General features: G+C 39.0%; 20 protein-coding genes and 2 pseudogenes. 6 read left to right on the plus strand and 16 right to left on the minus strand.

Annotation, left to right across the window (positions count from 1 at the left end; translation table 11 throughout):
• From CVT14_RS05865 to CVT14_RS05880, 4 genes are all read right to left on the minus strand, one after another.
• Complete coding sequence (locus CVT14_RS05865) at positions 1-438, minus strand: hypothetical protein (RefSeq protein ID WP_021085477.1); 438 nt, start codon at positions 436-438, stop codon at positions 1-3.
• Positions 439-468: 30 nt separating this feature from the next.
• A complete protein-coding gene (locus tag CVT14_RS05870; RefSeq protein WP_087583134.1) occupies positions 469-1710 on the minus strand; it encodes an ArsS family sensor histidine kinase in 1242 nt (413 codons plus the stop codon).
• Complete coding sequence (locus CVT14_RS05875) at positions 1710-2387, minus strand: response regulator transcription factor (RefSeq protein WP_002940190.1); 678 nt, start codon at positions 2385-2387, stop codon at positions 1710-1712. Before CVT14_RS05875 ends, CVT14_RS05870 begins: the two co-directional genes overlap by 1 nt.
• 98 nt (positions 2388-2485) lie before the next feature.
• The gene (locus CVT14_RS05880; RefSeq protein WP_107849923.1) at positions 2486-3889 is read right to left on the minus strand and encodes a Do family serine endopeptidase; all 1404 of its coding nucleotides are present in this window, start codon (positions 3887-3889) and stop codon (positions 2486-2488) included.
• Between the two features lie 155 nt (positions 3890-4044).
• Here CVT14_RS05880 and CVT14_RS05885 point away from each other — a divergent pair, with 155 nt between their 5' ends.
• From CVT14_RS05885 to CVT14_RS05895, 3 genes are read left to right on the plus strand one after another with little or no spacing between them, the layout of a single operon-like run.
• Positions 4045-4941 (plus strand): DnaJ family protein, encoded by an 897-nt coding sequence (locus CVT14_RS05885; protein WP_009293707.1) that lies wholly within the window; start codon positions 4045-4047, stop codon positions 4939-4941.
• Between the two features lie 3 nt (positions 4942-4944).
• Entirely contained in the window at positions 4945-5319 is a 375-nt protein-coding gene (locus tag CVT14_RS05890; protein ID WP_009293705.1) for a heat shock protein transcriptional repressor HspR, read from the plus strand.
• 3 nt (positions 5320-5322) lie between these two features.
• Positions 5323-6948, plus strand: a complete 1626-nt coding sequence (locus tag CVT14_RS05895) for a cation:proton antiporter (protein ID WP_002940401.1) — start codon at positions 5323-5325, stop codon at positions 6946-6948.
• Between the two features lie 249 nt (positions 6949-7197).
• Here the strand turns inward: CVT14_RS05895 and CVT14_RS05900 are convergent, their stop codons facing one another.
• From CVT14_RS05900 to secA, 3 genes and pseudogenes are all read right to left on the minus strand, one after another.
• On the minus strand, positions 7198-8397 hold the full coding sequence (locus CVT14_RS05900; protein WP_107849924.1) for an ABC transporter permease: 1200 nt from the start codon (positions 8395-8397) through the stop codon (positions 7198-7200).
• Positions 8398-8448: 51 nt separating this feature from the next.
• Positions 8449-8550, minus strand: a pseudogene (locus tag CVT14_RS11050) (SEC-C metal-binding domain-containing protein); the annotation flags it as partial.
• A 108-nt stretch (positions 8551-8658) separates the two neighbouring features.
• A pseudogene (gene secA, locus CVT14_RS05905) lies at positions 8659-11055 on the minus strand (preprotein translocase subunit SecA); the annotation flags it as partial.
• 97 nt (positions 11056-11152) lie between these two features.
• Between secA and lolA the strand changes: the two are divergent.
• A complete protein-coding gene (gene lolA, locus CVT14_RS05910) occupies positions 11153-11665 on the plus strand; it encodes a LolA-like outer membrane lipoprotein chaperone (RefSeq protein WP_002940204.1) in 513 nt (170 codons plus the stop codon).
• Between the two features lie 27 nt (positions 11666-11692).
• Here the strand turns inward: lolA and CVT14_RS05915 are convergent, their stop codons facing one another.
• From CVT14_RS05915 to CVT14_RS05940, 6 genes are read right to left on the minus strand one after another with little or no spacing between them, the layout of a single operon-like run.
• Positions 11693-12232, minus strand: coding sequence for a hypothetical protein (locus CVT14_RS05915; protein WP_021089839.1), 540 nt, complete (start codon positions 12230-12232; stop codon positions 11693-11695).
• Positions 12229-13548: an ATP-dependent DNA helicase gene (locus tag CVT14_RS05920; RefSeq protein ID WP_021089842.1), complete on the minus strand. Its 1320-nt coding sequence runs from the start codon at positions 13546-13548 to the stop codon at positions 12229-12231. Before CVT14_RS05920 ends, CVT14_RS05915 begins: the two co-directional genes overlap by 4 nt.
• Positions 13549-15564 carry an SH3 domain-containing protein gene (locus tag CVT14_RS05925; RefSeq protein WP_021089853.1) on the minus strand — a complete coding sequence of 672 codons (2016 nt, stop codon included), beginning with the start codon at positions 15562-15564 and terminating at the stop codon, positions 13549-13551.
• Entirely contained in the window at positions 15561-16055 is a 495-nt protein-coding gene (locus CVT14_RS05930; RefSeq protein WP_021089837.1) for a hypothetical protein, read from the minus strand. Before CVT14_RS05930 ends, CVT14_RS05925 begins: the two co-directional genes overlap by 4 nt.
• Positions 16048-16491, minus strand: a complete 444-nt coding sequence (locus CVT14_RS05935; RefSeq protein WP_021089846.1) for a DUF523 domain-containing protein — start codon at positions 16489-16491, stop codon at positions 16048-16050. Before CVT14_RS05935 ends, CVT14_RS05930 begins: the two co-directional genes overlap by 8 nt.
• A complete protein-coding gene (locus CVT14_RS05940) occupies positions 16488-17354 on the minus strand; it encodes a D-amino acid aminotransferase (RefSeq protein WP_107849926.1) in 867 nt (288 codons plus the stop codon). Before CVT14_RS05940 ends, CVT14_RS05935 begins: the two co-directional genes overlap by 4 nt.
• A gap of 103 nt (positions 17355-17457) precedes the next feature.
• Here CVT14_RS05940 and CVT14_RS05945 point away from each other — a divergent pair, with 103 nt between their 5' ends.
• Positions 17458-17964 (plus strand): hypothetical protein, encoded by a 507-nt coding sequence (locus CVT14_RS05945; protein ID WP_103572221.1) that lies wholly within the window; start codon positions 17458-17460, stop codon positions 17962-17964.
• Here CVT14_RS05945 and CVT14_RS05950 read toward each other — a convergent pair.
• From CVT14_RS05950 to rsmH, 3 genes are read right to left on the minus strand one after another with little or no spacing between them, the layout of a single operon-like run.
• On the minus strand, positions 17943-19892 hold the full coding sequence (locus tag CVT14_RS05950; RefSeq protein ID WP_103574352.1) for an FUSC family protein: 1950 nt from the start codon (positions 19890-19892) through the stop codon (positions 17943-17945). The genes CVT14_RS05945 and CVT14_RS05950 overlap by 22 nt on opposite strands.
• On the minus strand, positions 19883-20176 hold the full coding sequence (locus tag CVT14_RS05955; protein ID WP_002940285.1) for a hypothetical protein: 294 nt from the start codon (positions 20174-20176) through the stop codon (positions 19883-19885). The genes CVT14_RS05950 and CVT14_RS05955 overlap by 10 nt, the downstream gene beginning before the upstream one ends.
• 2 nt (positions 20177-20178) lie before the next feature.
• On the minus strand, positions 20179-21102 hold the full coding sequence (gene rsmH, locus CVT14_RS05960) for a 16S rRNA (cytosine(1402)-N(4))-methyltransferase RsmH (protein ID WP_107849927.1): 924 nt from the start codon (positions 21100-21102) through the stop codon (positions 20179-20181).
• 126 nt (positions 21103-21228) lie between these two features.
• On the opposite strand from rsmH, the gene CVT14_RS05965 reads away from it, so the two are divergent.
• The gene (locus CVT14_RS05965; protein ID WP_021089792.1) at positions 21229-21816 is read left to right on the plus strand and encodes a class II aldolase and adducin N-terminal domain-containing protein; all 588 of its coding nucleotides are present in this window, start codon (positions 21229-21231) and stop codon (positions 21814-21816) included.
• The last annotated feature ends 41 nt before the right edge of the window (positions 21817-21857 follow it).

A 21857-nucleotide genomic window follows, 5' to 3' on the forward strand; every position in this document is an offset into this window, starting at 1 on the left:
TCAAACGATATCTTCAAAAACTTCAAATTTATCTTGATTTACAAGCATCTCAAGCAAGACACCGTAGTTATCTTTTATCTCATCTTGAAGTTTTATAGCAAGCTCTTTTGCGTCTTTTCCATCTTTTGGATAGGTAACTACTAGATCGATCGGCTCAGCGTTTAAAAACTCTTGTATGCCAGTTAGTAGCTCGCTAGCGCCTCTCTCGTTTGTGCCGTGAAGTACGACTACATAGTGTTCGTTTTCTCTTATGACAACGTCAGTTTGTCTTAGGATTTTTTCAAAAATTTCGCCATATTCTTTACTATTTGGCAAAGAAAAATATATCAAAGATAAATTTTTCGCATAGTCCTTTACGTTTTTGTATCGCTTTATAAAAGCTATCTCAAGATCGATTATTGATAAAATATCAACTGCTGAGAAGATTTTTGCCGCCATTTTTACACTCCTTTTTTTGCGGTTTTGATTTTACGCCGCTATTATATCTTGTAAATTTTCAAAAATAAAGACATTCATTCCATTTTTGTATTCATAGCCAAATTTTAGTCCATGAGCCTCAAGGATGTTGCTAACTATATATAAACCTAGACCAAAGCTCTTTTGCGCATCCTCGCCTTTGATAAATGGCTGGATGTAAAAGTCAAGGTCATTTTTCAGCTTTTCGCCTTGAGTTATAAATTTCATATGATCCTTGCTAACCATGATATTTACGTGCTTATCGGTTGAATACTTTATGCCATTATCTATCATATTTTTTATAGCAACTGAAAATAGCTTAAAATCAACCATCACCCTAACCTCATCAAGCTCACTGATACCAACATGCTCTTTTTCAACCATCGCTATATCGATAGCTTCATCGATGAGATCTCTCATAAGGCAAGGCGTTTTGTTTGTAAGTCCTATCTTTGAAGTGATCTGCTCGATCGCTGCAAGCTCATTTATCAAATTTTCAAGCTTGTGAAAGACAGAGATTAGCCTCTCTTGATTTTTGCTTTTTTCTATCATTTGAGCGGCGATCAGCCCCTTTGTGATAGGCGTTTTTAGCTCGTGCATGATATTTCTTAAGAAAAGATGCCTTGAGTCATTTAGTGCTTTGATCTGACAAACAGCCTCATAAAATGCCTCTGAAACTTCAGAAATTTCATCCTTGCCGTTGCCGACATTTTGCACGCCGTCAAGCTCGCCATTTGCAAATTTAACAATCTGACGCTTTAGCTTTCTAAGCGGTTTTATCTTGTAAATTACAAAGATATAAGCAGCCAGCAAAATGACCGCAACTACGGCAAACACAGCCTTTATCACCTCGTATCTGTAAGGCTGAAATTCTTTATCCATCAAAAGCTTTAGCTCGTCTAAATGCTCGATCTTTAGGTAGTGGTGCTTGTCATAAAGCAAGATAGCACTAGATCCTAGATCACTTGAAATTTCTTCTAAAACGGCTGCATTTTTTAAAATTTCTTCTTTTTCATTTTTGGCGGTGATCTCTGGCATGTCGATGTTTGAGAGCTGACGGTCATACTGGGCTTTGTTTATGATGCCACCCATGTAGAGCAAATTTGTCCTAGCGACGTTTGAGTATTTGTTATTTAGCTCTCTTGTGTAGTTTTGCTTGTCAAAGCCCATGAGCCACAAAAAGGCTAGAAATATCGAAACGAGCGCGAGTCCAAAGATAAACGTTATCGTTATAAATATAGAAGATCTTGGCATCAAAGAACCAACTTATAGCCGATGCCGCGGATAGCGTGGATGTATTTTGGCTCTTTTGGATTTTCATTTAGTTTTTGGCGAATTCTGCCGATGATGACGTCGATACTTTTGTTTGAGCTATCTTCATTTATGCTCTCGCAGTTGTAGATGAGCTCCTCTCTAGTGACCGCCCCGCCCTCTTTTTGAAGCAGATATTTTAAGATGTCATACTCCGCTGCAGTTAAATTTAGCACGCTGCCTTTAAATAAAATTTCCCTCTCAAATTCCTTTAAAACTAAGTCTTTGTTTAAATTCCTTGCCTCATTAGCTGGAGCTATGCTCTGCCTTCTTAGATGGCTTTTTATGCGAGCAAGAAGCTCTTGTGGGTCATAAGGCTTTGGCAGATAGTCATCCGCGCCGTTATCTAGGGCATTTACTTTGTCCGTTATATCGTGCCTTGCGCTTGAGATGATTATAGGGATGTTGTGCTTTTTTCTTATCTCTTTGCACACCTCTAGTCCGTCCATGCCAGGGAGCGTAAGATCAAGGATAACTAGGTCAAATTCGCTTGTGTTTAAAGTAGATAGTCCGATATATGGCTCCTCGGCCGTCGTTACTTTTATGTCGTAGTTTTCTAGGTATTCAGTTAAAATTTCAGCAAGCTCCATATCATCTTCTATCATTAAAATTCTAGTCATGATCTTTCCTGATGTAAATTTATTTTTTAAGGATTATAGCAGATAAAGGTTTTAAAAATTTAAAAGAGTTAAGAGCTGAAATTTCAGCTCTTAAGTGGTTATTTTATAACAAGGCCTTGCATGATGCCACCGCGGTTTATCCATACTAGCGTCTTTTTGCCTTTTGCATTTTTAACAGTGCTTGCAAATGTTTGAATATCTTTTATGCTCTCTTCGCCAACTTGAACGATCACATCGCCTCTTTCAAAGCCAAAGTCTTCAGCTTTTGAGCCAGATTTTACGTCAGTTACAAGCACGCCTTGAGTATCTGGGCTGATCTTATATTTAAATCTTATCTCATCGCTTAGATTACTAACGCTAAGACCATCAATGATGACGCTTTTTGTAGCATCTTTTGCGTTGTGATCCATATTTACAAGCTTGATTTTTGTATTCATAACTTTATTTGATCGCTCGTAAGTTATATCAACGCTGCTATTTGGAGTTAGTGAGCCGATGAAATTTTTAAGATCATTTGCGTTTTTGATAGCTTTGCCGTTTGCAGATATGACCAAGTCACCTCTTTTTAGCCCTGCTTCATCTGCTGGCATGCCCTGCTCTACGCCGCTTATTAAAGCGCCTTCTTTATTTGTGTAAAGCTCTTTTTGCTCATCAGTTAAATTTGCGATAGTTACGCCAATAAATCCGCGCTCGATCTTACCGTCAGTTATCAGCTTTTTAGCGATATCTTTTACCATATTTGATGGTATGGCAAAGCCTATGCCGTTATTGCCACCACTTTTTGAAAGTATGGCTGAGTTTATACCAACTAAATAGCCACTGCTATCAACCAAAGCGCCACCTGAGTTACCAGGGTTTATAGAGGCGTCTGTTTGGATGAAATTTTCATATTGATTAAGCCCGATATCATCTTTATTTAGCCCTGATACGATGCCTTGAGTGATACTTTCGCCCACACCAAATGGATTGCCTATGGCAAAGACAACATCCGCGTCAAGTAGCTTTGATGAATCAGCAAATGTTATCGCATTTAGCCCATTTGCCTCTATCTTTATGACGGCTAGATCGGTCTTTGGATCGCTGCCTATTAGCTTTGCTTTATACTCCTTGCCGCCCTTCGCCAAGGTCACAACGATCTGGTCGCTATCTTCGATGACGTGGTTATTTGTAACGATGTAGCCGTCATTTGAGATGATGACGCCAGAGCCAAGAGAGGTTGTCTTTTCTTTCTCTTTTGGTTTTGCAAAGTTAAATCCAAAAAATTCATTAAAAAACGGATCATTAAACATCTGCTCGATACCCGCGTTGCTTACTGTTTTTGTAGTCGAGATATTTACGACTGAAAGTTTTGCCTGAGCGATAGAGTCGTAGTATGAGAGCACGCTATTTTTATCGCTTAACGGCGAAACTCTAGTTACATCTTGGTTTGCTTCGTTAAATTTAATATCAGCTCCCATTAGCAAAGAAGCCGCTGCTAATGAAATTAGCATAAATTTTTTCATTTTTTTCCTTTAAATTGAAAATGTCTTGAAATTATAAATAGAGCTTAAAAATAAAATCTTAACGCTTTTTTCTCCTTTGTAAATAAAAATAAACTTGACTTGCATAGACTAAAGTTTTGTGATATAATCCGTGTCAAAAAACATAAGGAGAATATATGAGCGAAAGCTTATATGAAACTTTAGGAGTTTCAAAAGGCGCATCAAGCGACGAGATAAAAAAAGCTTATAGAAAACTTGCTAGAAAGTACCACCCAGACATCAACAAAGACCCTGGAGCAGAGGATAAATTTAAAGAGATAAACGCTGCTTATGAAATTTTAAGTGATGAGAAAAAACGTGCCCAGTATGATCAATACGGCGATAATATGTTTGGCGGTCAAAATTTCCACGACTTTGCCAGAGGCTCAGCCGATATGGGCGATCTAAACGATATCTTGAAAAATATCTTCTCAGGTGGATTTGGCGGAGGCGGCGCTAAATTTAGCGGTGGATTTGGTGGAGGTTTTGAAGGATTTGAAGGATTTGGCGGAGGCGGATTTGGCTTTGGAGGAGCTGATCTAGATGTAAATGCCAAAATTTCTATACCATTTGACGTGGCTGTAACTGGCGGCGAACACAAGATAAATTTTAATGGCGAAAGCATCAAGATAAAGATCCCAAGCGGCATAGAAGGCGGCGAAAAACTTCGCATAAAAGGCAAAGGCAAGAGTGCTGGCGGTCAAACTGGCGATCTTATACTTGCCATTAGCGTTGAGCCAAGCGACGAGTACGAAAGAGTCGGAGATGATCTTTATAAAGATGTAGAAATTCCACTAAAAACTATGCTTTTTGGCGGTAAGATAAATGTGCATACATATAAAAAAGATGTAACCATCAAGATCGCTGAGAACTCAAAAACAGGTACGAAGATCCGCTTGAAAGGATACGGCGTGCAAAACAGAAAAAGTGGAATTTATGGCGATCTTTACTTAAAAGCCAGGGTAAAACTTCCAAATATCAGTGAGCTTGACGAGGGCTTAGTAAAAGAGTTAAAAGAAAAATTACCGGAGTAAAAAATGCAAAATTACGAAGAACCACTTTTTTTAATAAGCGTTGTAGCAAAGGTTTTAAGCATACATCCACAAACTTTAAGACAATACGAAAGAGAGGGACTAGTTGAACCCTCAAGAACAGACGGCAAGATGAGGCTCTACTCACAAAAAGACGTTGATCGCGTCAAAACGATACTAAATTTAACCCGCGAACTTGGCGTAAATTTAGCAGGTGTTGATGTGATACTTCAGTTAAAAGAGAAAATTGACGATTTAGAAGCAACTATTGATGAGTTAAATAAAAAATTACACGAAGCTACCAGTCAAACTAGCACCAAAAGATCGCTAGTAAAGAGAAAAAGTAGCTTTGATCTTGTATTTTACGAAGGCAAAAAATAATATATGGAACAAATTTTAGAAGGCTTCTTGCTTGTCGCTGCGATCTCAGTCGCGTTAAATGTCATTTTTAAGAAATTTCAGATACCAACCATCATCGGCTACATCGTAACCGGCACGCTTATATCAGAATTTTTCAACCTAAAAAGCAACGATGAAATTTCTCATATCGCGGAATTTGGTATCGCATTTTTGATGTTTACGATCGGACTTGAGTTTAGCTTTAAGCACCTGATGAGCATGAAAAAAGAGGTCTTTCTAAATGGCGGTCTGCAAGTTTGTTTAAGTGGCTTTGTGATGGGCGTGATGCTCTACTACGCGCTTCATCTAAAGGACGAGACAGCGCTTATCGCTGGTCTTGCCTTTGCTCTATCATCAACTGCGATCGTGCTAAAAACGCTAAATGACAACGGTGATGTGAGTAAAATTTATGGTAGAAAGGCACTTGGAATTTTACTATTTCAAGATATCGCCGTCATCCCGATCTTGCTTATGATAGATATGTTTAGCTCGCAAGATGCCTCGATAAATGAGCTTTTGTTAAAGACATTTACAAGCGCGGTTATCCTTATTGTTGTGCTATTTTTGCTCGGCAAATACGTCATCAACTGGATATTTTACAAAGTCGTTCAGACAAACTCTCAAGAGGTCTTTATCGCAACGATCCTATTTTTAGTCGTTGGCGCCAGCACGCTAGCTCACTTCTTTGGCTTTTCATACTCTCTTGGTGCATTCTTGGCTGGTATGATGATGGCAGAGACGCAGTATAAGCACCAGATCGAGGTCGATCTCATACCTTTTAGAGATCTGCTTCTTGGACTATTTTTTATAACCGTTGGCATGCAGATAAATTTTGTAGTCGTGCTTTCAAATATCTGGCTAGTTCTAGGTCTAGTCTTTAGCATAATGGTCGTAAAAGCCATCGTCGTTTTTGCCGTTTTAAATATCTACTTAAAACGCAGGGTCGCTGCTAAGACCGCGCTTAGCGTCTGTCAGATCGGTGAATTTGCACTGGCTGTCTTTGGGCTGATGACTACAAGAAATTTACTTGATGTCCAAACAGCTCAAATTTTCATCGCAGCCTCTGTTATATCGATGTTTGCAACACCTTTTATACTTAAAAAGCTTGACGTTTTAGCTGATCTTGTAGAGCGTGAGGTGGTAGTTGAGTCAAACGAGACCTTAAAGCCACAAAAACTAAAAAATCACATCGTGGTCTTTGGCTACGATAGGCTTGGCCAAGAGGTGGTTTTAAGGCTAAAAGAGACAAAGCTTTTATACATCGTGCTTGATAACGACATCAGCCTAGTTGAGCTTGGTAGGAGCCGCGGGGAAAATGTATTTTTAGGAAACGTGCTTCAAAGCAACACCCTTGAAAATGCCTGCCTAGACGATGCAGCCGCTGTCATCATAACTGTAAATAATGAGCAAAGAGTTGAGCTGATCGCGCAAAAGATCAAAGACTACGGAGCAAATATCCAAACGATCATCAAAGCAAATGGCGAGGGCAACAAAGATATCTTTGGCGAGCTAGGCGAGAATTTCCACCTTATAAGCGAGGAGCGCGTCATGGCAAAAACCCTTGTTCATGAAGCCCTTCAATGCAAGATCGACCACGACGTAAGAGCGTAGTAAATTTAGCTTCTTAAAACACGATTTTTTTAAGTTCGTTTAAATAAATTAATAAAACTATTAGCAACTTTTTTATTGTATAAGAAACAATAGAGAGACAATAAGACAAATCATTTTAAAGCTAAAAATTTGTCTAGTCACAACATCAATGCTAGTCTTAAAAAGAATTTATTGCAAATTAAAATAAAAGCATATTAGAAAATAATATGCTTTTGAAAACTAAATTTAAATCCTAGTTTTGCCAGGCTTTTACTCATTTCTTAAAGTTTGAAGGACATTTACCTCTGTGGCTTTTTTGGCTGGATAGTAAGACGAGATAGCCACGATAAACACAGCCCCAACTACGATAAGCACAAGATCAATAGTTGAGAGTTCAAGTGGTAGTTTGCTTGAGCCATAAACGTCAGCTGGCAGGTCTATGATGTTGAAATTTCCAAGTAAAAATAGCCCCAAAAAGCCAAGCACTAAGCCAAATATAATGCCACCTCCACCGATAACTAGCCCTTGATAAAAAAAGCTTCTTTTTATCTCGCCTTTGCTAGCTCCAAGTGCTAGAAGCAAGGCGATCTCTTGCCTGCGATTCATCACAGTCATTAGCAGTGAGCTTATGATATTTAGCGACGCCACAAGGATAATAAGCATCAAAACTATAAAAAGTGCTCTTTTTTCAAGTGCGAGCGCTGAGAAAAAGTTGCCATTTTGCTCCCACCAGCCAATGGCAACCGTGCCTGCTGGAAGCCCATCGCGCACCCTTTTTATATCATCAAATGGCTTACTTGAAAAGATGTGAATTCCATCATAAACACCCTTTGGATAGTCCAGAATTTTCCTTAAGGCATCAACTGAAGTATATGAAAACGCCTTATCGTAGGCAATTAGTCCAGATGTAAATGAGCCGCCGATGTCAAAGCGCTTCATCTTTGGAGTTAGTGAAAAGCCAGCTGGATCGGCCTTTGTAAAGATAAGCGTTAGTTTTTCATCATCTCTTAGCCTAAACTCACTCGTTATGCCACTTCCCACAAGTATCTCAAAGCCCTCTAGCTCTTTATCTTTTAAAGCTTCATTTACGACTGAGTTTATCTGCTTTTCGTCTTTAAAATTTACGCCATAAATTAGCCCGCCTTCAAGCGCATTTGCCGAGCGGTAAATGACCTGCGTGCTGATATATGGACTAAATTTAAGGTCGCTAAATTTAGCCTTTAGCTCATCTACAAAGCCATCATCGATCGATCCTTTAAAGGCACTTTGAACGGTTATTGGATAGTTCATCGTAAAAAGTTTGCGCTCAAATTCTTTATCAAATCCGTTCATAATAGCCATAGCAACTATTAAAACCATAAGGCCGATGCTAACACCAAGAAAGGCGAGCAAGGCGCTTAGAACGATAAATGGCTGAGTTTTATCAAATCTTAAATATTTAAAAAGTAGATACTTTGGTAAGCTTGTCATCAAATAGCCTTTAAAAGATTAAGGCGCTTTGGCGCCTTAAAAGTAGAAATTTTAAGCAAATATGCCTTTTTTAGGGCCACTTTTGCCGTGGCAATCTTTATATTTTTTACCGCTTCCGCAAGGGCATGGAGCGTTTCTTGGTATCTTTTTTTCTGGCGTGAAATTTTCATCTTCGCCTTGGTTGCTATAGTTTAGAGGCTCATTTTCAGCATTTTGACTAGCTTCAAGCATCATCCTAGCTTGCTCTTCTTGCTCCTCACGGCTCTTAAATCTAACGATTTGAAGCGTTTTAACGCTCTCAGTTTTTAGTCTGCCAACTAGCTCCATAAAGAGGTTGTAGCTCTCTTTTTTATATTCAACTAGCGGATCTTTTTGATTATACCCTCTTAGACCGATGCCAGTTTTTAGGATATCCATCTGATAGAGGTGCTCTCTCCACGCATTATCAAGCACTTGAAGGTATAAAATTTTCTCTATATCTTTTCTTTGCTCTTCATTTAGCACGCTCATCTTTTCATTATATCTAACCTCTAAAATTTGCGCTATTTTCTCTACCAGTTCATTATACTCTAGCCCTTTTAGCTCGCTCTCGTCGATCTCTTCGCCGCAGTCCGCAAGGATGATAGAGCATAAATTTTTAATGTCATAGTCATCTTTCAAGCCGCCATGGAAAATTTCAGCCGTATCAAGTAAATTTGTAGCATATTCAACTCTATTTTGAGCTATCTTCTCGCTCATATCGTAGTTTTTATCAAGTAGTTCGTCACGGTATTTATAGATGGTTTTTCTTTGCTCATTTGCCACGTCGTCATACTCAAGCAAGTGCTTTCTAGCCTCAAAGTGCAAGCTCTCGACCTTTTTTTGAGCATTTTCAACAGCTCTTGTCACCATGCGGCTCTCGATGCTTTCGCCCTCGTCGATACCAAGCCTATCCATGATCGCTTTTATGCGGTCGCTACCAAAAATCCTTAAAAGATTGTCCTCTAAGCTTAGATAAAATCTACTCATACCAGGGTCGCCCTGACGTCCAGCACGGCCACGGAGCTGATTATCTATCCTTCTACTTTCGTGCCTTTCGGTGCCGATGATATATAAGCCGCCAAGGTCTCTCACCTCGTCATTTATCCTGATATCAACACCACGTCCAGCCATGTTTGTAGCGATAGTCACAGCACCTTTTACGCCAGCTTGTGCGATGATCTCAGCCTCTTTTTCGTGGTTTTTAGCATTTAGCACAGAGTGTGGGATGCCAGCTTTTTTAAGCATCTCATGAAGCACCTCACTGCGCTCGATACTTGCAGTTCCCACAAGTACTGGCTGACCCTTTTCGTGAGCTTTTTTGATCTCGTCGATGACAGCTTTAAATTTCTCATTTTGGGTTTTATAGATAAGATCGTTTTGATCGATCCTCTTAACTGGCACGTTTGTAGGTATCGAGATAACTTCAAGGTTATAAATTTGAGAAAACTCAGTAGCCTCAGTCTGAGCCGTACCAGTCATACCTGCAAGCTTTTTATACATTCTAAAATAGTTTTGGTATGTTGTATCGGCAAGCGTTTGGCTCTCTTCTTGAATTTTCACGCCCTCTTTTGCCTCAAGCGCTTGGTGAAGCCCCTCGCTAAAGCGTCTGCCCTCGCTTAGACGTCCTGTAAATTCATCAACGATGACAACCTCGCCATCTTTTACGACGTAATGAACGTCTTTTTCAAAGAGATTGTGAGCTTTTAGAGCTTGATCTAAGTGGTGGCTTAGCACGGCGTTTTCAAGGTTGTATAAATTTTCAACTCCAAAGAGCTTTTCAGCCTTGCTTATGCCAGCCTCTGTGATCATTATCGTTCTATTTTTTTCATCTACTATGAAATCCCCCGTTGGCTTTGAACCTGGCACGTTTGGATCGGCTGGAGTGCCTCTGGTAAGCTGTTTTGCGACTTGATCAGCTCTTATGTAGCCATCAAGCGTGCGGTTTGTTGGACCAGAGATTATAAGTGGCGTTCTAGCCTCATCTATCAATATACTATCGACCTCATCCACGATAACGAAGTTGTGGCCTCTTTGCACCTTTTGACCAGCTTCAAATTTCATATTGTCACGAAGGTAGTCAAAGCCAAATTCTGAGTTTGTGCCGTATGTTATGTCGGCGTTATAGGCAGCTTGTCTTACCTCGTCGTCGTATCCGCCACTTAGTATCACATCGACACTTAAGCCTAAAAAGTTATAAAGCTCGCCCATTTGCGTCGCATCACGCTTTGCAAGGTAGTCATTTACTGTTACTACATGCACACCCTTGCCACTCATCGCATTTAATATAACTGGTAAAGTCGCAACCAAGGTCTTACCCTCGCCTGTCTTCATCTCAGCGATCCTGCCCTCGTTTAGCACCATGCCGCCTATTAGCTGCACGTCAAAATGGCGCATCTTAAGCACCCTTTTGCTAGCCTCTCTAACGATCGCAAAGACATCATTTAAAATTTGATCTAAAGTGACTTTCTCTTCGACGACTTGGGCTTTAAGCTCATTAAATTTGATCTTAAGCTCATCGTCGCTCATCTTCTCATAAGTAGGCTCTAGCGCGTTTATCTGCGCCACACGTTTTATATATTTTTTGACTTCTCTATCGTTTTTCGTGCCAAAAATCTTTCTAAATACCGATGAAATCATTACTTTACCTTCCTAAATTTTTAAACTTTGGATCTTAGCATAGTTTAACTATTTATTTAATTAAACTGGGCTAGAATACGCCAAAAAAGGATAAAAAATGAGAAAATTTTTGATAGCTTCTCTCGTTGCAGTTTGCTCATTTGGCGCTGGTTTAAATTTTAAAAGCCTGCAAAGTGACTTTACTCAAACTGTCTTTAGCGAAGGCAAAAGTGTAAATTACAAAGGTAGATTTTACGCTAAAAGCGATAACACCGCGCTTTGGATATATGAAAGTCCAACACCAAAGAGAATTTACTTTGACAAAGACAAAGTGGTTGTTATCGAGGATGAGCTTGAGCAAGCCATCATCTCAAGGCTAGATGATACGCCAAATTTGACGCAGGTTTTGGCTCACGCAGAGCAAATTCAGCCGACACTTTATAAGGCGATATATGACGGGGTTGAGTACTTTATAACGATCAAAAACACGCTTCCAACGACGATTGACTATAAAGACAAACTCTCAAATAAGATAAAAATAACTCTAAGCAACCCTGTAAAAGACGCACTCATCCCAAAAGAGACGCTAACACCAGTCATCCCACAAGGTTACGACATCGTAAATCAATAAATTTGGCTAGCTTTTAGCCAAATTTACTCACTTCTCTCCGAAGTCTTTTCCAAATTCTTGCACATTATTTAGATCGATCGGCTTTTGCACCACATCATTTGGATCAGGTGCGACGATGATCTCATTGCCTTTTTTCTTCTTTTCTGGCTTTGTCATCACATCTTCATTTACGCTTGGATCAGAGCATAAATTTTGGCTTTTTATCGCTTTTATGATCTCGCTTAGCTCTAAATTATTTATCACTTTGATATTTAAAATAAGCACGTCGTCGATGTCAAGCGAGTGTTTTTTGGCTGCATATTTCATAAAGAGCTCTTTAAATTTCTCTTTTCCCATTGAGGTTAGGATATCCTCCACGTAAAAGCTGCCAACAACGACGTTTAGCGCGTCAAGCACATATGCTTCGTTCTCCTCCACGTCACGTCCGACAACTTCAAGGTTCATGCTTATCTTTTTCGTTAAATTTTGTCCAGCTTTTGAGTAGATATCTGTTTGAAAGTCACTCACTTTTAGCACATCTGCAAATGCAAAAACGCCAAAAACAAGGCTTAAAAGTAGCTTTTTCATAAACTCTCCTTAATATGCAAAAATACGTTTTCTTGGTAAAATTTCTTAACTTCGTCGTCAATTTTAACCACTTTTCTTAAATGCTGCCTAAAATCACTTTTCTTATCATAAAAAAGTTTTAAATTTTTAGGATTTACCGCGCGAGAAAGTGCGACATAGAGCTGTCCTTTGGCAAAGATGTGGTTGATGTTGCAAATGAGTGAGTTTATACTCATGCCTTGAGACTTGTGGATAGTTAGCGCATAGGCAAGTTTAAATGGAAACTGATAAAGCGAGGCCTGCACATTCTCCTCAATCTCGTCTTCGTTTAAATTTAGCGCGCAAAAGTTATAAGCGCACTTTTCTATCTCGCAGATCTCGCCGCTATCTTTTTGCACGATCACACTTGATATGGCGCCATTTTCTTTTAAAATTTGCATGATCTTGCCCTGCTCGCCGTTGTAGTATTCGCCCCATTTATTTGAAGTAAAGATGATTTTTGCCCCTATCTTCATCTCTAAATTTCTTGAGATATTTAGCGTGTTTGCCCACTTTTCAAACTCTTTTTTGTCTAAATTTTCATCCATAACAAGCACGTCCGAGTTTGAAATTTCAAGCGGTGCATTAAGCGCGAGAAGCCTCTTTTGATTTAGCATCTCAGCCTCTGCGTTTCTGCCAAAAAGCACGCTAGTCTCACTATCTGGCTCGATAGCATCCACTCGCAAGCTCTCGATATAAGCCATCATCTCATCATCTAGCTCGCCAACTCTAAGACGAGAGAGAATTTCATAAAATTTAAGATCATTAGTGCGTTTTGAGAGCAAAAGCTCAACATTTGTAAATTTCATATCCTCCCACGCACTGGAGTTAAAAGCGTATAAAAAGTTAAAAAGTTTGCTCTCATTTTGCTCTTTTTGCACGGGTGGCAGCTGATAAAAGTCGCCCACTATAAGCACCCTACCCTTAAATTTAGAGGTGAGCAAGCGGTATCTTATCATCTCCATAACATTTGAGCTAACCATCGAAATTTCGTCTATTACAAGTAGATCGCAAGCATCTAGCATATTTCGTAGTTTGCTTAGCTTATCTTTTTGGCGGTAGTCAAGCCGTCTTAGCTCCTCGTAGTCCTTGCAGTAGCCAAATTTAAAAAAGCTATGCAAGCTCACTCCCCCAAGGCTAACAGCACTTATGCCAGTTGAGCCAAGGATGACGACATTTTTGAAATTTTCTTTGTAGTGTCTGATGATGGAGGCGGTTAGATAGCTCTTGCCAACACCGCCGCCGCCTGTTAAAAAGACGTTTGATCGAGATAAAATTTCTAAAATTTGATCTTTCATCTACTCAAACATCTCTGGGCGATACTCAAAATGCATCGTATCAAAGTGCTTCCAGCGTCCGCCCCAGATAAATTTATGCTTTTCAAATACTCGCACGATCTTTTCAGGGATCAAGTTCTCATAGCCCTTGCTCCACTGCCAGTAGTGGCTCTTTTTTACATTTATATCGATCGCGATGCCGTAGCTGTGCGCGCTTAGGCGGTTTGTGCCAGCGATGATGCGCCACTTAAATGTCCCGCCTGGATCTTTTAGATATTCAAGTAAATTTGGATCGCTCTTTACCATCTCGTTTAGCTCGTTGCTCACATCCTGCAAGGCAGCTGCGGCGCCATTTTTAGAGTTAAATTTTAAAGGCAAATTTAAAAAATCCTTTAGCCAGATGACATCAACCAAATTTGCCTTTACCGCGCTCTCACTTGAGCCATAAATTTTGCCTAAAAGCTCGTAGTTTCTGCATCTACCAGCATCACTTAAAGCCGCGCTAAGTGGCGAAAACGCAGCGTAATCAAGCGCGTTCATATCCTCTATGTCAGCCCCAGTGCTGCACTCTTCATCTTTTTGTTTAAAATCATCATAGACTAAACTCGTGCCATCACTAAATTTAACCAAATTTTCTTCTATCTTCACGCCGTAAGCTCGCTGCAAAGCTGAGATCTTTCTAGCCTTATCCAGCATCCCTTGCTCAGGTCTCATCACATTTATAGAATCAACCTTAGAAATTAGCAAATTTGCACTTTGTATGTCGCTTCTGTTTTGTCCGATATTTAGCGTAGTTATCGCGGTCGCTCCGATTAGCGCGCGGCCATTATTTGCAGTCTTTAGCCCCCAAGCATCATGCACGACGTAGATATCATCGCCCTTGTATCCAGCATAGAGCATGATATGGCCTGGCAGATGCACGAGCGTGAGATATGGCACGCCTTTTTCTTTTATCTCTTTGCTCTTTGCGGCGTTGCTAAGACCTTTTAGATTGATCTTTTCTCCCATATTTGCCTGCGCCCTTGAGTTCCTAGGTAGCCACACGCCAAAGCTTGCTAGCAAGTCTTTTGTAAAAAGCGAGCAGTCTCTTAGCTTATCCACCCCGCCCCAGCCATAAGGCTGAGTAAGAAGCGAGCTAAGAATTGTCTTTAAATTTGAGTCGTTAAATTTAAGTGGAAAAAGGGCGCTAAAAGACTTTGGGAGGACAAACTCCCTAAGCATATTTCTTACATAAATTTTGCCGTAGTAGTTTTTGTCATCTTGTGCCAAAACTGGCAGTATCGCGCCAACACGTGAGTAAAATAAAAAGTTTCCACCCTTGTCATAAACTGGCATCTTGTCGGTTTTTATCGTTACAAAGCTTGATTTTTGATAGGCAAGCGCCTCTTCGTCGCTTATAAATTTGATATCCTCAACCTTCACCCAGCCCCAAACCGCATCATCACTCACAAACGCCCATGCCCTATCTTTTGAGAGGTGTGATACAAAGAGCGGATGAGCGATGCTTAGGGTTGATTCTTGCAGATAGTCAAACGGATAGCCCTCACCTGGAGTTTGCGGGTTTAAAAATATCGGCTCGTCGGTTGGGAAATTTCTTACAGCTGTGTTTGCTGAAGTTAGAGCGTAAGCTGAAATTTGCAAAAAGCCAGCAAAATTTGCATTGTCCTTTTGTGCGTCAAACCAGCTTTGCGGTATCTGTCTAAAATTTGAGCCAAAATACTTTCTTTTCTCGCTTGGTTTATATACATTAAACGCCCAAAAAGCGTCGTTTTGGTTAAATTTAACGCCTCTTAGGGTAAAAACTTTAAACCTTCTTTTTAAAATTTCATCTTGAGCAAAACTCGCACTTTGCATATTTTGAGGTAGCGACGAGGCGTCTTGTTTTACTTCAAATTCAAGCAAGCTGATGCGCTCATTTGGCTTATAGACATTTTCGTCTGGCAGGGCATTTTGCTGCTTGTTTGGCTCTGGTTTTGTTGTCTGCGAACAACCCAAAAACAAAGCAACACTAAGTGCTAAAAATATACCTTTTTTCAAATTTCTTCCTTATCCTTAAATATAGCTTCGACGATCAAAACAAAGATATAAAACATCTTTTCATCGTTGTTTTTGCAAATTTGCTTCATCGTCTCGTTTTGATCCTTGACCTTTATATCGTTTGATCTTAAAATTTCTGCAATGTCTGAGCCAAATTTCTTTGAAATTTCCCCAACTTTAACATCATTTAGCGCGTTTAAAAACCTTGTCGTGTTGCAGTCCATCTGAACTGGCTTATGCTTTAAGATATTTTTAAACTCAAGGCTTAGCTTTTTTAGTTTTTTCTTCTTGACGTAGCTGTGAATTATGGTGAGAACAACCAAACTAAAGCCAAAGAAAATGTGCAAATTTAGCGAAAACTCGCTCATCTCTCCCTTTAAAAAGAGCACGCCGCTTGCAAAAAGTCCCACCACGCAGGCAAAAAGTAGCAGCAAGATGATGTATTTAAAGATCACCTCGACCATGACGTTATCTTTTAGCCTCTCAAACATCAAGCCGCCCTATCTCATCTTCGCTAAAGACTAAAATACCATTTTCTTTTAACATTTTTGCCGCTATGCCGTCGCCAAAGATTAGCTTTTTAGTGAAGCTTCCATCATAAATTTGCCCGCTCCCGCAGCTTGGGCTTCTAGCTTTTAAAATAGCCTTTTTGCAGCCATTTAGCTTAGCTATCTTTAGGCAAATCTCAGCCCCAAATTTAAAATTTTCGCTCACATCCTTAGCTGTTTTTGTGACGATTAAGCCATCTTTCATCTCAGCTGGCTCTCTTGGCGTGCTAAGTCCGCCAAAAACCTCTGGACAGATAAAAAGCAGATGATATTTTTTTGAAATTTCATCTAAAACGCCTCTACCCAAAAGGTTGTTTTTGCCGTTAAATTTGCAGTTTATGCCAGCCAGACAAGCGCTTATTAAGACCTTTTCTCTCAAAGTCCGGCTTCTTTTAAAAGCTCGCTAGCATAAATTTCACGAAGTTTGCTTGAGATTTCGCCCACTTTTGCGCCATTTATCGCCTTGCCGTCAGCATAGATGACTGGCAAAAGGATGAGCGTAGCAGCCGAGATAAAGACTTCATCAGCACTATAAACCTCGTCCATACTAAATTTACGCTCTTCTATCTTTAGGCCGATATCTTTAGCGATCATTAAAAGCCTCATACGGCGGATCCCTGGCAAAATTTCATTTGAAAGTGGCTTAGTGATGAGGGTTTTATCTTTGATGATAAAAGCGCTCGAGCTACAGCCCTCTGTGACAAAGCCGTTTTCTACCATAAAGCCCTCATCCGCGCCCTTTTTGTGAGCCTCGTTTTTAGCGTAGCACTGAGCTAGAAGCGAGATCGACTTGATGTCGCGCCTCTTCCACCTGATGTCCTCGACGCTTACCACTTTTATGCCAGTTTTTGCAGCTGGGTTGTTTAAAATTTCACTCTCGTAGCAGAAGATAAAGACGCTTGGGGTTAAATTTTCCATAAAATAGAAATTTCTAAACGCCACACCTCTTGTTACTTGCATGTAAATTCCACCCTCTTTTAAGGCGTTTTTTGCGATCATCTCATTTAAGATCGCTTCAAATTTATCTTTTTCGTAAGGCAGGCTTATATCTATCTCATTTAAGCTTCTCTCAAATCTCGCCCAAAAACCCTCTTTATCAACCATTTTTGAATTTATCACAGGCACGACTTCATAAATTCCATCGCCAAATATAAATCCCCTATCAAACGCGCTAACTTTTGCCTCATCTTTTGGCAAAAACTCGCCATTTACAAAGACCGTTTCCAAAGCTTTATCTGCCATTTTTACTCCTTAAATTTTGCGCAAATTGTATCTAATTTTGTTTGAATTTATAGATTTTTAGATACAATGAGCTGAAATTTTTAAGGTAAAAAGTCTATAAAAAATGAAAGAAAATCTAAGAAACACTATCATTAAAAATATTTTTTTCGTCTCAAAACAGCCAGTTTTATTTAGAGATCTACTTGAAGCAAATGCCCTTTTTAACGAAGGTATGCTAGTTGATGGCGCAAAGCTAAATTTTAGATTTAACCACGTGAAGCTCTATCAAATTTACGCACTTATCTGCTTTGTAGTCTTATTTCCGCTTCTCATCATCACGCACCACTTTTTAGCAAAGACCGACGCGCACATCTCGATAATAGCAACCACCATCGTCACTTCAGCTGTTTTTATCGGATTTGATATGTTTAAGGTTTGGGCAAGAAGAGAGATAAGCTTGGATCTTATAAAAAAGGCTTGGAGCGTGCATTTTCCATATTTTGGATATGAAAAGTATTCAAGCAAGGTTGAAGAAATTTACAACACCGCTCTTAAAAATGACGTTTCAAAAAAAGATTTAGAACAATATATATATGAAAAGCTAATCTCTCAAAAAGAGAGCGCTGAGTAAATTTCATTTTGTTTTAAAGCAACTCGTAAAATTAGCTTTTTAACGTTTTCATCTTTGCAAAGCAGCTTAACACCAACCTCTTCTATGAAGTAGTATGGTAGCTTTTTCAGCTTCTTTTCAAGCATCAAAAACCTATCTGAGATGATTTTTATATCATTTTGCAAGGCGTTTTTCTCTTTTAACTCATCTAAATTCAGATAATTTCTAAGCTTAACCAGATCGCTATTTATATCATCAAGCTTACTAGCTATAAATTTTGCATTTTTCATATTATCATCGTCTAAATTTTTACTAACTTTTATAGCGTAGTTTAGCTCATTTAGCGAGCCTAAAATCGCTTTTTCATCCATGCTAAAAGCATCTTTGTTTGACTCATTTAGAGAAATTTGCACTAAATTTCTAAAACCTATCAAGGCACTGCTTAAGCTATTTTTTATCGCTGTATAGTCATTTTTTCTAGTTAGCAGATATGTAGCAAAAACTATCAAAAAGCCAGCCGCCACATCAAGCAATCTATCTACCATAAGGGCTAAAAAGTCTCTTTTTATAAGCGAAAAAATAGCTGTAAATTCAAACATAAAAGCCGTTGCAAAGACGATTTGTTTGTAGGATTTTAGATAATAAACCAAAAACATACCGATAAAGACAACCACGTAAAATGCGTATGATTCACCCATAAATTTCACAAAAACAAGCGCGATAAAAAAGCCGATAACTCCGCCAAGAAGACTATCTCTGCCAGCATTTTTCAAAGCATCTTCGTCGTTTTTGTTTAGGCTCATCACCGCTATGGCGATCCAAATTCCGTGATTTATATGAGTGGCCTGCGCTATAAAAATGGCTAGCGACATACAAATGGCAAGCCTTAAAGACTCTTTTAATACTTCATTTTTTAAATTTAACTTTTTAAACGCCTCTTTTAGCGTGATCTTTTTTGTGTTGTTAAACGAGAGTTTGTCCTCTCCGCCCTCTTTTATAAGCAAAAATTTATCATAAAGCACGCCAAGCGAGCTTGCAAAAATTTTAAAATTTGAGTTTTTAGCTAAATTTAGCGCATCAAATTTCAGCTTTGGAGTTTGATTTTTGAAAATTTTTTTAAGCTCAAAAAGGTTGTAAGCGATCTCATTTTTTACCTCGTTTAAAAGCGCTTTGTCCTCGATCCTTTCAAACGAAGCGCCCAATGTTCGAAGCAAAAGGGCGATCTCTTCAACTTTATAAAAATAAAATAGTGCTTTGGCTTGATTTCTAACTAGCTTAACATCTTTTATCTTTAGGCTTTTGTTTGCAAAAATTTCTTTTGATTTGTCAATCGAGCTCATCAAATCTGCGATACTTGCGTAAAAATGGCTCGTGCCAAACGCCTTGCTCGATAAGATGGCGCTATCTAGTAAAAAGCTGATGCTCTTTTTAGTAAATTTGCCGTATTTGCCAAAGTTTTCAAATTTTATGATGATGCTTAGCACGCCAGCAAGCACTAGACCGCCGATGCTTTCAACCACATTTAGCCCAACTGCGGCCTTTGTCACAAAGGCAACCAGCCCTGTTGCATTTACGGCGAGTAAAATTTTATTTAAATTTGAGCTATAAATTTGGCTAATGCCTACCACAAATATCCAGACAAATACGATAAGCGAGAGCCAAACGCCAAGGCTCATAAGGGGTGCAACAAAGGGCATAAAAGCGCAAGAAAGCGCGATGTAAAGTAGCAAAAATGCAAATTTGCTCCTATCTTTGCACTCAAGCTCACCAAGAAAGAAGATACCCATCGTGATATTTACAGCCATGATAGCGCCACTTAGATGAAAGAAGTAAAAGCACAAAAAGCAGTTAAAAGCTATGGTTGTGGCAGCTTTTAGCGAGTAGATGAGCTGAAAATTTGCAGGGTCGTAGTAGCGGGTAAAGCTTTTAAATTTCTTAATTATTTCCATTGACGCTCTTGCATATTGTTTAAAATTTGATTTTTATAACGCAAATTTTCAAGCTTTATGCTAAGAGCTCTGTTTTCTTCAAGGAGCATATCTCGTTTGCCGCTGATGTCAGCGATATCTCTACTTATATAATAAATTTGATTTGCTATATAAATTTTTGGCAAAAATAGAGCCAGCGCTATAAAAACCGCCAGATAGACCATTACTAGCGTCTTAAAGCTTAAATTTACCTCACGTTTTTGCTCCTCGTCGTGAAGTGTTAGCAGCTCTTCTTTTTCTTGCATCTTTATCCTTTTATCTTAAAAACACGTAGTTTTGCGCTCTTGCTTCGTGAGTTTTGCGCTAGCTCACTTTGGCTTGCTGTTAGTGGTTTTTTAGTTAAAATTTCGCCCAGTTCGTGGTTATTTCCACACTCACATCGGTAGATGCCAGGCGGGCAGATACAGCTGTTTGCCCACTTTTTGAAGTGCTCTTTTACGATCCTATCTTCAAGCGAGTGAAATGTTATGATCGCCACCAAACAATCTTTAAAACCGCCCTTTTCTATGCTATAAAGCAAATTTGTTAGCTCATCTAGCTCGCCATTTACCTCTATCCTAATCGCCTGAAAAGCAAGGATCGCAGGGCTAACACCGCGCCCTTTTATCTGAGCTGTGCCTATTATGTTTGCAAGCTCTTTTGCGCTTGTTACCTTGCTTAAATTTCTAGCATTTATTATCTTATTTGCGATCCCAGAGGCATTTTTTAGCTCGCCGTAATCCCTAAAAATCCTAACTAACTCATCAAACGAGTAGCCATTTACCACGTCATAGGCGCTAAATCCTCGCTCTTTATCCATGCGCATATCAAGCGCGCTTGAGCCAAGGCTAAAGCCTCTATCATCTTTATCTATCTGCAAAGAGCTAACGCCAATGTCAGCTAAAATCCCTCTAACATTTGAAATTTCATCGCTGCTAAGTTTGCTAATAAGCTCAGAAAAATTGCTCTTATAAATTTTCACTCTGCTGCCAAATGGCTCAAGTTTTTTGAGCGAGAAATTTATAGCCTCGCTGTCTCTATCGCAAGCGATCAAATTTAGATTTTCATTTTGAGACAAAATGGCACTAGAATGTCCAGCATATCCAAGCGTGCAATCTATAAAATTTCCACGCAGGTCTTTAAAAAATGATAAAACTTCGTCAAGTAAAACGCTAATATGCGGACTTTGCAACACTACCTCTTTAATGAAATTAGTGTGAAAATTTATCGAAATTTTACTTAAAAAGCTATCATTACATAAAATTTTACACAAATTTTAAGATAGCTTAAATATAATCACCCAAACATAGGAGAAAAAATGGACTTATTGCACTCAACAAATGAGATAAAAAAGATATCTCTTTCGATGTTTAGAAAGAATTTTTTTGGTGTTTTTCATGGTTCTATCTCGGCAAGGGTAGAAAAAAATCAATTTATCATCAACAAGCAAAGTGCCATTTTTGACGACTTGCAAGATAGTGATCTAACGCTTCTTTCATCTAAAAAAGACTACCGCTGGAATGATGCAAGCTTAGATGCTGATATACACTTAAATATCTACAAAAACATAAATGAAGCAAAATTTGTCTGCTACGCCATGCCTCCATACGTGACAGCTTATGCAATGAAACATGAAAAGATCGCACCAAAAGACTATTTTGGGTGCATGAGATTTAATGAAATTTTAGTCTATGATCCAAAGCAGTTTGACGACTGGTATGAGCGTGCTGAGACAGAAATTTATAGGGCGATGATAGAGAAAAATACTAATATCGTCGTGATCAAAGGATACGGCGTTTACGCGTATAGCAGGAGTCCTCAGCTACTTGCAAAAGATATAGCTTTGTTAGAAAATAGCTGCAAACTGCTTCATTTTACTGGTGATTACAGCGATTTTAGCATTTAAATTTTTGCTAACAAAGATAAAAAATGTTAGTAAAAATTTAG

The sequence above is a fragment of the Campylobacter concisus genome (genome assembly GCF_003048445.1).
GTDB classification, from domain to species: domain Bacteria; phylum Campylobacterota; class Campylobacteria; order Campylobacterales; family Campylobacteraceae; genus Campylobacter_A; species Campylobacter_A concisus_BF.